The 13,124-nt window shown below is 61.2% G+C and carries 16 protein-coding genes and 1 riboswitch; all 16 genes read right to left on the bottom strand.

All coding sequences use genetic code 11. The features are described from left to right. Positions 1 to 9: 9 nt before the first annotated feature. The 16 genes from G5315_RS05360 to moaA all read right to left on the bottom strand — a co-directional run bounded on the left by G5315_RS05360 (position 10) and on the right by moaA (position 12,922). Positions 10 to 786: an alpha/beta fold hydrolase gene (locus G5315_RS05360; RefSeq protein ID WP_421332646.1), complete on the bottom strand. Its 777-nt coding sequence runs from the start codon at positions 784 to 786 to the stop codon at positions 10 to 12. 91 nt (positions 787 to 877) lie between these two features. Continuing rightward, the gene (gene modC, locus G5315_RS05365; protein WP_421332647.1) at positions 878 to 1,978 is read right to left on the bottom strand and encodes a molybdenum ABC transporter ATP-binding protein; all 1,101 of its coding nucleotides are present in this window, start codon (positions 1,976 to 1,978) and stop codon (positions 878 to 880) included. Further along, entirely contained in the window at positions 1,975 to 2,655 is a 681-nt protein-coding gene (gene modB, locus G5315_RS05370) for a molybdate ABC transporter permease subunit (protein WP_005361814.1), read from the bottom strand. Before modB ends, modC begins: the two co-directional genes overlap by 4 nt. A 111-nt stretch (positions 2,656 to 2,766) precedes the next feature. Next, positions 2,767 to 3,495, bottom strand: coding sequence for a molybdate ABC transporter substrate-binding protein (modA, locus tag G5315_RS05375; RefSeq protein ID WP_421332648.1), 729 nt, complete (start codon positions 3,493 to 3,495; stop codon positions 2,767 to 2,769). Between the two features lie 87 nt (positions 3,496 to 3,582). Beyond that, positions 3,583 to 4,056, bottom strand: a complete 474-nt coding sequence (moaE, locus tag G5315_RS05380; RefSeq protein WP_421332649.1) for a molybdopterin synthase catalytic subunit MoaE — start codon at positions 4,054 to 4,056, stop codon at positions 3,583 to 3,585. Between the two features lie 3 nt (positions 4,057 to 4,059). Then, positions 4,060 to 4,305, bottom strand: a complete 246-nt coding sequence (gene moaD, locus G5315_RS05385) for a molybdopterin synthase sulfur carrier subunit (RefSeq protein WP_111901427.1) — start codon at positions 4,303 to 4,305, stop codon at positions 4,060 to 4,062. Then, complete coding sequence (moaC, locus tag G5315_RS05390) at positions 4,302 to 4,826, bottom strand: cyclic pyranopterin monophosphate synthase MoaC (RefSeq protein ID WP_421258131.1); 525 nt, start codon at positions 4,824 to 4,826, stop codon at positions 4,302 to 4,304. Before moaC ends, moaD begins: the two co-directional genes overlap by 4 nt. A 9-nt stretch (positions 4,827 to 4,835) precedes the next feature. Continuing rightward, positions 4,836 to 5,342 carry a molybdenum cofactor biosynthesis protein B gene (gene moaB, locus G5315_RS05395; protein WP_005344126.1) on the bottom strand — a complete coding sequence of 169 codons (507 nt, stop codon included), beginning with the start codon at positions 5,340 to 5,342 and terminating at the stop codon, positions 4,836 to 4,838. Between the two features lie 242 nt (positions 5,343 to 5,584). Then, entirely contained in the window at positions 5,585 to 6,175 is a 591-nt protein-coding gene (locus G5315_RS05400) for a cytochrome c3 family protein (RefSeq protein WP_107685087.1), read from the bottom strand. Positions 6,176 to 6,186: 11 nt separating this feature from the next. Further along, positions 6,187 to 6,642, bottom strand: a complete 456-nt coding sequence (locus tag G5315_RS05405) for a nitrate reductase cytochrome c-type subunit (protein WP_005334452.1) — start codon at positions 6,640 to 6,642, stop codon at positions 6,187 to 6,189. Then, complete coding sequence (gene napH / locus G5315_RS05410) at positions 6,642 to 7,517, bottom strand: quinol dehydrogenase ferredoxin subunit NapH (RefSeq protein ID WP_257687424.1); 876 nt, start codon at positions 7,515 to 7,517, stop codon at positions 6,642 to 6,644. The genes G5315_RS05405 and napH overlap by 1 nt, the downstream gene beginning before the upstream one ends. Continuing rightward, complete coding sequence (gene napG / locus G5315_RS05415; protein ID WP_421332650.1) at positions 7,514 to 8,251, bottom strand: ferredoxin-type protein NapG; 738 nt, start codon at positions 8,249 to 8,251, stop codon at positions 7,514 to 7,516. The genes napH and napG overlap by 4 nt, the downstream gene beginning before the upstream one ends. A 16-nt stretch (positions 8,252 to 8,267) precedes the next feature. Continuing rightward, positions 8,268 to 10,757: a nitrate reductase catalytic subunit NapA gene (gene napA, locus G5315_RS05420; protein ID WP_421332652.1), complete on the bottom strand. Its 2,490-nt coding sequence runs from the start codon at positions 10,755 to 10,757 to the stop codon at positions 8,268 to 8,270. A gap of 102 nt (positions 10,758 to 10,859) precedes the next feature. Beyond that, positions 10,860 to 11,114: a chaperone NapD gene (locus G5315_RS05425; protein WP_421332661.1), complete on the bottom strand. Its 255-nt coding sequence runs from the start codon at positions 11,112 to 11,114 to the stop codon at positions 10,860 to 10,862. 29 nt (positions 11,115 to 11,143) lie between these two features. Further along, a complete protein-coding gene (gene napF, locus G5315_RS05430; RefSeq protein ID WP_421332653.1) occupies positions 11,144 to 11,686 on the bottom strand; it encodes a ferredoxin-type protein NapF in 543 nt (180 codons plus the stop codon). Between the two features lie 240 nt (positions 11,687 to 11,926). Beyond that, positions 11,927 to 12,922, bottom strand: a complete 996-nt coding sequence (moaA, locus tag G5315_RS05435; protein ID WP_041202199.1) for a GTP 3',8-cyclase MoaA — start codon at positions 12,920 to 12,922, stop codon at positions 11,927 to 11,929. Further along, positions 12,910 to 13,050: riboswitch (molybdenum cofactor riboswitch) on the bottom strand. It overlaps the preceding gene by 13 nt. Positions 13,051 to 13,124: the final 74 nt, after the last annotated feature.

Here is a 13,124-nt window from a genome sequence, read left to right on the forward strand (position 1 = left end):
ACCCCTTCCTCAATGGGTCGTGAGGATCCGTTGCAACAGGTGATTAAAGCCCGAGGGGTCTTCCGCAGGCCAGGCGTGGTGGCCGTTGGGGGTGTGGATGGTGGCGTTGGGCAAGGCGGCAAACTGCTCTACCCGTTTGGCCAGCGGCAGGTAGTCGTGACTGGTGGAGATGATGGCCACCGGCTGCCAGATGGCGCCGAGCCGGGCGCGTACCGACCAGCCGGGTAACGCCTCCAGCAGCGCCTTGTAGGTTTTCTTTTTATTGCGCACGAAACGCAGCCGGAAGGTGTGGCGCACCTGTACCAGATCCGGGCCCGGGAAGAGCTCGCGTCCCAGCCACCAGGCGAGGGGGCGCATACCGAACCAGCGCAGCCACTTGAGGCGCTGGGCGTAACGCTCCTGCTCTTTGGGGCTCTCCAGCAGAAACTCGCTAAAACCGTTGACCAGCACCAGCCCCTGCACCTTGTGGGGCAGTTGCAGCGCCAGCTCCAGCGCTACCATGGCCCCCAGCGACAATCCCACCACCCAGGCGGGTTCTGGCTGTGCATCGAGCCAGTTCACCACATCGGCTGCCAGGGTCGCCACATCGAACGGCCCCTCCTGCATGCTCTGGCCGTGGCCGCGCAAGTCCAGCGCCACCACCCGGTAGTGTTCGGAAAACCGTTCGATCTGCGCCTGCCAGTCGAGGCTGGAGGAGCCCAGCCCATGCAGCAGCAACAGCAAGGGGCCCTCCCCCGCGCTGCGCAGTGAAAGACCGTTGAATTTCATCACCTGATTGCGGCGCATCAGTGTATTGCCTCTCGACTTATCACCTGAACCATCTCTTGTTGTTATGTCACCCGTGGTTATCCTGCCACGTTATCAGCACGGCGCCCAATCAGCCTTCGCTGACCAGACTCACCGCCTTGATATAAGCGTAGATCTGCTGCTCCGGCGCCAGCGCCAGCCGCCTGGCGGAGCGGCTGGTGATCCGGGCCAGCAGTATCTGCTCACCCAGCGCCAACTGCAACAGGGTCTGGCCGGGGCGCACCTCGCGCACCGCCAGCAGACGGGTGACGAGACAGTTGGAGAGACTGGAGTGCTCGATAGGTGCTGTGGCAATCACCACATCGCGCCCCGCCACCTTGATCTGCAAAGGGCCGCTCTCGTCCGGCACATGGGTCATGGTGACCCGCAGTTGCTGCTCACCAAGCTGCAGGGTCGCCATCTGCTCCTCTTCATCGTAGTGAGAGAGGGTCGCCGCCAGCATCACTCCGGCATCGTCACGGCTGGCGAGTGACAGGTCGGTGCGGGCGAAGATTTCGCTCGGCCTGCCTTGTGCCTCGACCCTGCCACTTTCCAGCAGCACCAGCTGATCGCAGAGCAGGCTCACCTCCTCCATGGCGTGACTGACGAAGATCATCTGGATGCCGCTCTCCTGCTGCAACCCCTTGAGCACATGGGCCTGATGGATGCGGCTGCGCCGATCCAGCGCCGAGAAAGGCTCATCGAGCAGCAGCAGATCAGGCTCGGCCAGCAGCGCCCGCCCCAATGCCACCCGCTGGCGTTGACCGCCAGAGAGGGCATGGGCAGGCTGCCCCAGCAGATCGGCAAAACCGAGCCGAGCCGCCAGCGCTTCGGGCTGCCAGCGCCCTCGCCCCTTGCGGGCCGCCAGTTGCAGATTGCCAAGCACCGTCAGATGGGGGAAGAGCCGCGAGTCCTGAAACACCAGCCCGATCCGGCGCGCTTCGGGCAGAAGTTGAGCATACTCCCGAGCGCGCCACCGCAAGCGATCCCCGCTTCGGCGATCGAGCCCGGCGATGATGCGCAGCAGGGTGCTCTTGCCACAGCCCGAGGGGCCGAACAGGCCGAGGATCCCACCCAGTTCGAGAGTCAGTGCGCAATCGAGGGTAAAGGAGCCAAACTCGCGCCGGGCATGGAGGTTCAAGGCATGTCGGTGCGGCTCGTTCACTGGCGGCATAGTGGCGGGCTGGTTCATCCAAACACTCTCCGCTGTCTGCGCTGCAACACCCCGTAGACCAGCACCAGCATCACCAGCGAGAAGGCCATCAGGCCGCCCGCCAAAATATGGGCGTTCTGGTAATCCATCGCCTCCACATGATCAAACAGGGCAATCGAGAGCACCTGGGTCTCGCCGGGGATATTGCCGCCAATCATCAGCACCACGCCAAACTCCCCCAATGTATGGGCAAAGCCAAGGGCCGCCGCCATCACAAAGCTGGGCAGGGTCATCGGCAAGATGATGTGGAAGAAGCGCTCCAGCGGGCCAAGCCCCAGGGTAGCGGCAGCTTCCAGCTCCTTGTTGCCCATGTTGACGAAGGCGGAGGTGAGCGGCTGCACCACGAACGGCAGCGAATAGAGGATGGAGGCAAACAGCAGGCCGAGAAAACTGAAGGCGAGCGGGGCGCCAAAGGTGTCGCGCCACCAGGCGCCGAAACCATATTCGGGGGAGAAGGCGAGCAGCAGATAAAAACCCAGTACCGTGGGAGGCAGCACCAGCGGCAGTGCCACCAGCGCCTCCACCAGCGGCCGCAGCCGGTTCTGACTGCGCGACAGCCACCAGGCCAGCGGCGGTGCCAGCAACAGCAAAATCGCTGTGGTGCAGGCCGCAAGCTTCAGGGTGAGCCAGACCGCCAGCAGATCCCCTTCACTCATTGCCGACCTCCCGGTTGATAAATGCCCCCAACAGCATGGTATCCATCCTTATTGCAAAGAGTGGCCGACCCGAAGGCCGACCACTCAGGGTATCGCATCAGGCCCATCCCCTTATTGGGGCAAGGCATAACCCGCTGCCTTGATCTGCGCCTGACCCGGCCCCTTGAGCCAGGCCACCAGCGCCTCGACCGCGGCGCCTTTCTTCAATACCAGCCCCTGCTGCTCGATGGGGGGATAGAAGCTCGCAGGCACAGCCCAGGCTTCGCCAGTCTTGCCCGCCTCAACCAGATTGGCCCAGGCGACAAAGCCCAGTTCAGCATTGCCGGTGTCGACAAATTGCCAGGTCTGGCCGATGTTGGCGCCGGTCAGCAGCCGGTACTGCTTGGGATCGATCTTGAGATGGGTGAGGGTCGCCATGGCAGCTGCACCATAGGGGGCGGTGCGGGCATTGGCGATGGCGAGGTTGCCTTTCCAGCTGCGCAGGGTCGCTTCATCAGGGGCCGGGCCGCCCTTCTTCCACAACCCAAGCTGACCGATGGCGTAGGTGAAGCGCTCACTCCCCTTGCCCTCTTTTTCCAGCTTCTCGGAGGTCGCCGCATCGGCGGAGAGGAAGAGATCGAACGGTGCGCCGTGACTGATCTGGGTGTAGAGCACTCCGGTGGCGGCAGACGAGATGGCCAGGGTGTGGCCGGTCTTGGCGGTGAACTCCTTGCCGATACGATCTATGGTGCCCTTGAAGTTGGCCGCCACGGCCACTTTCACTTCATCGGCCTGCACGACACCGGTATGCAAGGTGGCGGCGCAGACTCCTACGATGACAACAGATAACAGCGGTTTCATTCCCTTTCTCCTGATGGGGCCCGCACATCCGCGCCCCTTGGCGGGGCCGTGGTTCCCGTTGAACCTGCGCCCCTCGTGATGAACAGGTCAGGCTTGCCAGCGGGCGGCGGCGGCGTTGTCGCTCTCCTTGGCCTCGACCCAGCGTTGCACACCCTCGGCAGTCAGCTCTTTTTTCCAGAACGGCGCCCGGGTTTTCAAGAAATCCATGATGAAGTGACAGGCGTCAAAGGCGGCGTCGCGGTGGGCACTGCTCACCGCCACCAGCACGATCTGATCGCCAAGCCACAACTCGCCGATACGATGAATGAGGGTACTCTCCTGCAGCGGCCAGCGGCGGCGGGCCTCCTGCACGATATCGGCCAGCGCCTTCTCGGTCATGCCGGGGTAATGCTCGAGGGCAAGCCCCTTCACCTCCTCCCCCTGATTGAAGTCGCGCACCTTGCCAACAAAAGTGACGATGGCGCCACTGTCGGCGCGGGTGGCGAGGCGGGCATATTCGTCCGCCAGCGAGAAATCCTCACGCTGCACCAGAATGCGGTCTGTAATGGCTACGTCGTTCATGGCTCAGCCTCCGGTCACCGGCGGGAAGAAGGCCACCTCATCGCCATCGTTGATGGGGGTATCGAGGGGCGCCAGGGTCTGGTTGACCGCCACCAGCAGCTTGCCAGCTTCCAGCGCCAGCGCCCACTTGTCGCCGCGTTCACAGAGCGCCGCACGCAGTTGTTCGGCGGTGGCATAGTCGCAGGGCAGGCTCAGCTCATCGCAGGCCACCAGCTCTCTTACTTGCGCAAAAAACAGTACCTTGATCATGCTTGCTCCCCGCTATTTGACCCCAGCTGAAAATGGCCGGACTTGCCGCCCTTTTTCTCTACCAGCCGCACCTGTTCGATCACCATGTCCTTTTGCACCGCCTTGCACATGTCGTAGATGGTCAGCGCCGCTACCGACGCGGCGGTCAGCGCTTCCATCTCGACACCAGTCTTGCCGGAGAGCTTGCAGAGGGTGCGGATATGCACCTTTTGCTGCTCGGGCAGCGGCACTATCTCCACCTCGACTTTGGTCAAGGCCAGCGGATGGCAGAGTGGGATAAGATCGGAGGTCTTCTTGGCAGCCATGATGCCGGCGATGCGGGCGGTGGCGAACACGTCACCCTTGTGGTGCTGGCCGCTCAGGATCAGCGCCAGCGTCTCGGGGGCCATGACAACAAACGCCTCGGCGCGGGCTTCGCGCTCGGTCACCTGCTTGTCGGTCACATCCACCATATGGGCTTCGCCGCTCTGGTTCAGATGCGTCAGGTTGGGCTGGGTCTGCTTGGTATCTGTCTGGTTCATCGTTTGCTCTCAGAGGTGGGAGACAAAGTTGCACGGCTTGGTGCGGGCATCGAGCTGATCGCGGATCAGTTGCTCCCAACCCAGCTGACAGGCGCCGGTGGAGCCCGGCAGACAGCAGATCAGGGTGCGATTGGCGAGCCCAGCCAGCGCACGGCTCTGCATGGCGGAGCCTTTAATCTCGGCAAAAGAGAGTTGACGAAACATCTCGCCAAAACCCTGTACGGTGCGCTCGAACAGCACACCGACCGCTTCCGGTACCCGGTTCTGTTCATTGAAGCCGGTACCGCCGTTAATCAGTACCACCTGCACCCCCTCATCAGCGATCCACTCGCTCACCCGCGCGCGGATGCGAAACAGGTTGTCCGGGCAGAGCGCCCGATCGGCCAGCTGATGGCCCGCGTCGGTAAGGGCCGAGACCAGATAGTCGCCCGAGCTGTCATCGGCGGCGGTGCGGCTGTCGGAGACCGTCAGCACGGCGATCTTGAGGGGAATAAATGCGTTGTGTTTCTGTCCCATCGGGCAGCTCCTTGTGGCTATGGGCCGTCAACGAGGCAGGAAGATAAGGGGTATGAGAGGCCAGCTGTCAGGGCGCAAAAACTGACGCAGACAGGGGTGACCAACTTGCTCAAGCGTGTGACGGCGGGCTGATTCTATCAAAGGTTTCACGAGATATGGGATTTAAAAGAAACACAAATCTGATGCTTGTCCCATATATGAACAAAACGCAGGCCGGGTAAACCCGGCCTGTCGTCGCAGGATCAGAACCCTTTCACCCCGGTCATGTCGGGCAGCTGGTGGGCAATCCCCTTGTGACAGTCGATACAGGTACTTTCACCACTGGCCAGATTGGTAGAGTGCATCTTGGCGGCACGCTGTCCCTGCAGGGAGAAGTCCATGTACTCGAAGTTGTGGCAGTTGCGGCACTCGCGCGAATCAGTCTCTTTCATCCGCTGCCACTCCCGCTCCGCCATCTCGCGTCGGTGCGACTCGAACTTCTCGCGGGTATCAACCTTGCCGGTGATCATGCCCCACAGCTCCTTGGATGCCTGCACCTTGCGGATGATCTTGTAGGTCCACTCATGGGGCACGTGGCAATCCGGGCAGCTGGCCCGCACGCCGGAGCGGTTGGCGTAGTGAATGGTGTCGCGGTACTCCTCGTACACGTTGTCCTTCATCTCGTGACAGCTGGTGCAGAAGGCCTCGGTGTTGGATGCTTCCATGGCGGTGTTGAAGCCACCCCAGAAAATCACGCCACCGAAGAAGCCCATCAGCAGGATGACCCAGAGAGCCGCCTTCGACGGTGACTTGAAGGTGGTCCACAGACGCTGGATAAAGCCGGGTAATTTCATCTATGGATTCCTCAGTTCAGCGCTTCAACCGGTTTAAAGGTATTTTCCACCAGCGGCTTGGCATCCGCTTGCGGCACATGGCACTGCAGGCAGAAGTAGCGACGCGGCGACACTTCACCCAGGGTCAGGCCGTCGCGGGTCTCGAAGTGAGTCGGACTGATCTTGGGGGCCTTCATGGCACTGGCATTCTTGAAGCTGTGGCAAGCCAGGCACTTGTTGACCTTGGTATCCACCTCATAGTTGCGAATGTCGTGGGGGATCAGCGGCGGCTGATGCATGTACTGGCGATCGTAGGGCGCGCCATCCTTACGGAAGTTTTTCAGGGGAGCGGCAGTGGCATCGGTCACCAGATCGGTGGCGCCACGCTCGGACTTGAGGCCACCGGTACTGTTGGTGATCTCGGGGGCCGCTGCCATCAAGGATCCCGCCATCAGGCAGGCCAGCATTGCTCCAATCAGCTTTTTCATTATTTGTTCTCCGACGTTTTTTCTGCCTTGACGGCAAAACCTACAGTGATTTCAAAAACTTGTTCCGCGCAGACATCGATGCAGCGGCCACAGTTGGTACACTCCTGAGCCGCAATCAAGGGCCCGTGACCGCGCTTGGCACCATGAACAGGTCCGCGCAGGATGGGACGTTCCGGGCAGACCGCATAACAATCCATGCAGTTGTTGCACCGCTCGCGCCCCTTGGCAGAAATCTTGATAAATCCGACCCGGTTGACCAGGGCATAGAAGGCCCCCACCGGACAGAGATGACCGCACCAGCCCCGCTCAACCACGAAAAGATCGAACAGGAACAGCGCCGCCAGCAGGGCCCAGCCAGCCCCCATGCCAAACAGCAGACCGCGCATGGCGAGCGACACCGGATTGACCAACTCCCACGCCATCACCCCGACCACCGCTGGCACCACCAGCACCATGGCCAGCAGCCAGTAGCGGGTCGCACGGCTGAACTGGCCATTGCCCTTGAGGCCAAGGCGCCCCCTGAGCCAGGCTGCTGCATCCGTGATAAGGTTGACCGGACAGACCCAGGAGCAGAACACCCGCCCCCCCACCAGCCAGTAACCGGCCAGCACAATGGCAGCCCCCAGCCAGAGGGTGGTGATGGGCCAGTGGCCCGCCGCCAGCGACTGCAACAGCGTAAGGGGATCGGTCAGCGGCATTGTTTCCAGCAACAGCGAGCTGGAGAGGTTGCCCTTGAGGATCCAGATGCCCGCCAGCGGCCCCAGCAAAAACAGCCCGAGCACGCTGAACTGACTCAGCCGACGAAGCATCAGGAAGCGGTGGGAACGCCACCACCCCAGCTTGATGCGAGCCTCTTCCCCCGGATAACGACTCATAACCCCTCCGGTTTGCGGGTGGGCAGGGTGAGCCTGTCGCCGATGAGCGACTTGTTCCCCGCCTTGGCCTTCTCTTCCCAGCCGAGCCGGTAGTGATGACCCAGCTCACCTTTGGCAAGCTGGCGTGGCACCACCTTGATGGCCGCTTCCTCCAGCACGCAGGCATGCTCACACTTGCCACAGCCGGTACAGATATCGCTGTGTACCGTGGGCAGGAACATGGCGTGCTTGCCGGTACGCTGGTTATGCTGCAGCTCAAGAGTGATCGCCTTGTCAATCAGCGGGCAGACCCGATAACAGACATCGCAGCGCAGACCCAGATAGTTGAGGCAGGTCTCGTGATCGATGAGCACTGCCACCCCCATCCGGGCCTGATCGATGTCGGTCATCTGCTGATCCAGCGCCCCGCTCGGACAGGCCACCACACAAGGGAGGTCATCACACATCTCGCAGGGCACGGCACGCGCCTTGAAATAAGGGGTACCAGTGGTCACAGGGTCAAACAGCCGGGCGAGCTTGAGGGTGTCGTAGGGGCAGGCCTCAACGCAGAGCCCGCAACGCACGCAGGCGCTGAGGAACTCTGTTTCATCGAGAGCTGCGGGCGGACGCAGCGCCTGGGCAGGCACAGCTTGTGCCTGCTGGCGGGCCACGCCACCGAGCCCCGCGCCAAGCAGGCCCACACCGCAGGCCCCCTTGGCCATGTCGGCCAGAAACTGGCGACGACTACGACTCATCTCGTACTCCCCCGCCTTAAGCCTTCATCACCTTGACGGCGCACTTCTTGTAATCGGTCTCTTTCGAGAGCGGATCGGTGGCGTCCAGGGTCAGCTTGTTGACCAGCTGGCTGGCATCAAAGAAGGGCATGAAGACCAGTCCTTTCGGCGGACGGTTGCGACCACGGGTCTCGACACGGGTCTTCACCTCGCCACGGCGGGAAGAGACGATCACCTCTTCACCACGGCGCACGCCGCGAGCCTTGGCATCGTCCGGGTGCATGAAGAGCACCGCATCCGGGAAGGCGCGATAAAGCTCGGGCACCCGACGGGTCATGGTGCCGGTGTGCCAGTGCTCCAGCACGCGGCCGGTGGAGAGCCACAGATCGTACTCTTTATCCGGCGACTCGGCGGCGGGCTCGAACGGCAGGGCGAAGATGACCGCCTTGCCATCGGGTTTGCCATAAAAACGCACCCCCTCGCCCGCTTTCACGTACGGGTCAAACCCTTCGCGATAGCGCCACAGGGTCTCTTTGCCATCTACCACAGGCCAGCGCAGACCACGGGCTTCGTGGTACTGATCGAACGGCGCCAGATCGTGGCCGTGACCGCGACCGAAGGTGGCGTACTCCTCGAACAGCCCCTTCTGGACGTAGAAACCGAAGTGCTCGGCTTCGTCGTTCAGCATCCCCTTGCTCTGCTCTTTCGGGAACTGGTTGACCTGACCGTTGGCATAGAGCACATCGAACAGGGTTTTGCCTTTCACTTCCGGCATCTTGGCAATCAGCTCAGCCGGCCACACTTCCTCAACCTTGAAGCGCTTGGAGAACTCCATTAGCTGCCACAAGTCGGACTTGGCCCCTTCCGGCGCTTTCACCTGCTGGTGCCAGAACTGGGTGCGGCGCTCGGCATTGCCGTAGGCCCCCTCTTTCTCCACCCACATGGCGGTGGGCAGGATGAGGTCCGCTGCCTGGGCAGTGACGGTCGGGTACGGATCGGAGACCACGATGAAGTTGCGTGGATCGCGATAGCCAGGCAGGCGATCGGTATTCATGTTGGGGCCAGCCTGCATGTTGTTGTTGCACATCACCCAGTAGGCATTGAGCTTGCCATCTTTGAGCATGCGATCCTGCAGCACGGCGTGGAAACCCACCTTGTCGGGAATAGTCCCCTCCGGCAGTTTCCAGATCTGCTCGGCGATGGCGCGGTGCTTGGGCTCGGTCACCACCATATCGGCAGGCAGACGGTGGGCAAAGGTACCCACTTCACGCGCGGTGCCACAGGCAGAGGGCTGGCCGGTCAGTGAGAAAGGACCATTACCCGGCTCGGAGATCTTGCCGGTCAGCAGGTGGATGTTGTAGCAGAGGTTGTTGGCCCAGACGCCACGGGTATGCTGGTTGAAACCCATGGTCCAGTAGGAGACCACCTTCTTGCCCGGATCGGCATAGAGCTTGGCCAGCTTTTCCAGCTTCTCTTTGGAGACGCCGGAGAGCTTGGAGACCGACTCCACATCGTAATCCGCCACGAACTTGGCAAACTCCTCGAAGGTCATCGGTGTGGCATCGCCGCTGTCCGGGTTCTTCGCTTTCTGCTGCAGCGGGTTGGTCGGACGCAGACCATAACCGATGTCGGTGGCACCTTTCTTGAACACTGTGTGCTTGTTGACGAAGTCCCAGTTCACCTTGTCGTTCTGAATGATGTAGTTGGCGACATAGTTGAGGATCGCCAGATCAGTCTGGGGCGTGAAGACGATACCGTTGTCCGCCAGTTCGAAACTGCGGTGCTCGAAAGTGGAGAGCACGTGCACCTGTACATCCGGATTGGAGAGACGACGATCGGACATCCGCGACCAGAGGATGGGGTGCATCTCGGCCATGTTGGAGCCCCACAGCACGAAGGCGTCGGCCTGCTCGATATCGTCATAGCAGCCCATCGGCTCATCCATACCGAAGGTACGCATAAAGCCGACGACCGCGGAGGCCATGCAGTGGCGGGCGTTGGGGTCGATGTTGTTGGTACGGAAACCGGCCTTCATCAGCTTGGCGGCGGCGTAACCTTCCCAGACGGTCCACTGGCCGGAACCGAACATGCCGACAGCTGTCGGGCCCTTCTCTTTGAGGGTGGCCTTGAACTTCTCGGCCATGATGTCGAAGGCCTGATCCCAGCTGATGGGAGCGAAGTCACCATCCTTGTCGAACTTGCCGTTCTTCATCCGCAGCATCGGCTGGGTGAGGCGATCCTGACCGTACATGATTTTGGAGAGGAAGTAGCCCTTGATGCAGTTGAGGCCACGGTTGACCGGCGCATCGGGGTCGCCCTGAGTCGCCACGACCCGACCATCCTGAGAGCCCACCAGCACGGAGCAGCCGGTACCGCAGAAGCGGCAGGGAGCCTTATCCCAATGGATGGCCGTCTTGTCGGTACTGGTGATGAGATTGGCTGCCAGCGTGGGGGCACTGACACCGGCCACGGCAGCGGCAGCTGCCACCGCGTTGGCCTTCATAAAGTCGCGTCGACTCAGCTTCATGGCATATCCTCACATTGCTTATCGCGTAATAGTTGTCGAATCTGTCGAACGGGAGCCAGCCATCAGCTGGTAGAGGGCACGCCCGGCATCCCATCACTCTTTTCAGTGACCGCCCAGTTCATCGAACTGGTGGTAAATCAGGGCGGCAGAGAGCACACCCGGCATCGCCTGTATCGCATCAATGGCCGCCATGATCGGCCGCTGGCTCGGACCTTCCAGGGTCACGACCAGCTTGCCCTCGTCACTGACGGCGTGGATCTCGGCCCCTTCAAGGGCGCCAATCTGCTCGGCGAGCTGATGGCGCAAAGGGGGCTGGCTCAGCACCACCAGACTCGATACATGGAACTCCTGATCCATTGTGGCTTCTGTGTCACACGGCTTCTGACTCATTCTGACTCCTGCTTGAGGGTGGGCTGGCTCGCACCACCGGATAGGGCGGCTCGCCCGTCGACCTTGATGCTACCAACCGGACAATCCTGCACACAGGCGCCGCAGCCATTACAGCGATCCGGCTCGACCGTCGGGGTGGGCACACGCCCCAGCACCGGAATAAAGCGAATGGCATTGGGCTCGCAGCTGTCCTGACAGCGCTGGCAGAACACCTGACCATTGGCCAGACAGTTGGCCTCGATATGGGCCTTGTAGTGCCAAGGGAACTCGCTGGTCGGGCGAAACAACGGCACCTTGCAGACCGTGACACACTCGGTGCAGAAGGTGCATTCGCCACGCTGGAAATCGACCACCGGAAAACCGCCCTCGCCATTTACCAGGATCTGCTCCGGACAGGCGGCCAGACAATCCCCGCAGCGGGTGCAGTCGGCGACAAATGCCGACCAGTTGACTGACCAGGGCAACTGCACCGGCGGTTCGGCGGTTCTCAGCCGCCCCCGGAACAGGCCGCGGCGGGCAAGATCGATCTCATCCGGCATGTTGACTCCTGTTCTGGTGAAGAAGGGGACAGTGCGAGTCCATGATTGGCATTCTTGATACCAATTATAAGAGTGGGTGTATATTGCGGCCCTGACAAGGTAAGGGATATACCACCAGGGAGATAAACAGGGGGGATTCTTGCGCCAGATCAAAGCCTTGCAGCGCAATAAAAATGGAGGTATCGGTTAAAATACCTCCATGTGAGGATTGCTATTTAATCGTTGGCGATTTTTTTGCGGTTATCCGCCGATCGAGGCGAGATGAGGGGTGATGCCTGCATTGCCCTCATGGAGACGATGGGTGGCACTCTTGCCCGCCAGTGCCGCGCGAATGCGCTGTTGCAGCTCATCAGATTGCCCATCTGCGCCGAGCAGATCCCGCAGGTCGATGCCGTTGTCGCCAAACAGGCACAGATGCAGCTTCCCCAGCGAGGAGACCCGCAGCCGGTTGCAACCGGCACAGAAATCCTTGCTGTAGGGCATGATGAGCCCCACCCCACCTTGCGAATCGGGGTGCATAAAGACCTGCGCCGGACCGTCATCCGTGCCCCGCAACTGCTGCACCCAGCCACTCTCCAGCAAGCGCTGTTTGATCTGCTCGCCGCTGACATGGTGGTCACGAAACAGGGTATCCATCTCGCCGGTCTGCATCAGCTCGATAAAGCGCAGCTCGATGGGCTTGTGCCTGATCCAGCCCAGAAAGGCATCGAGCTGGTAGTCGTTGAGTCCCTTGAGCAGCACCGCATTGATCTTCACCGATTTGAAACCGGCAGCCAGTGCCGCTTCGATCCCCTCCATCACCTCGGCCAGCTTGTTCTCTCCGGTGATCTGGTGAAACTGGCGCGGGTCGAGACTGTCGACACTGACATTCAGCGCGTTGAGTCCGGCATCAAACCACTCCTGAGCCCGCTCCTTGAGGCGATAGCCGTTGGTGGTCATGGCGACTTTCTCGATGCCCGGGGTGGTGGCAATCACCTTGACGATCTCGGTGAAATCGCGGCGCAGGGAGGGCTCGCCCCCCGTGATGCGCACCTTGCGGGTGCCCATGGCGGCAAAACCGCTGACCACGCGGCGGATCTCGTCAATCGAGAGAAAGGGTTGACGCCCCGCTTTGTGACCTTCCGGGGGGCGATAGCCGTCAGGCAAACAATAGGTGCAACGGAAATTGCACACATCGGTCACCGACAGACGCAAATAGTAAAAACGACGGGAAAAACCATCTTCAAGTGGCAACATAAACACCTTTCCAAATACGGGAGGCCAGGGCATTTCTTTCCTGACCCTTACAGCTCGAACGTCGGCTGACGGCTGGTTTCCCCCTATCGCTAGGACTTAGGCAAAACCGCTCGGAGTTCATCTAGTTTTTCGATGCTAACACAAGTTGGAGTACACTCCCACGCATCTTGCGGGGTCCTTATCACTATTCAGAGGTGCGCAT

Source organism: Aeromonas sp. 603607 (assembly GCF_049171595.1).
GTDB lineage: Bacteria > Pseudomonadota > Gammaproteobacteria > Enterobacterales > Aeromonadaceae > Aeromonas > Aeromonas veronii.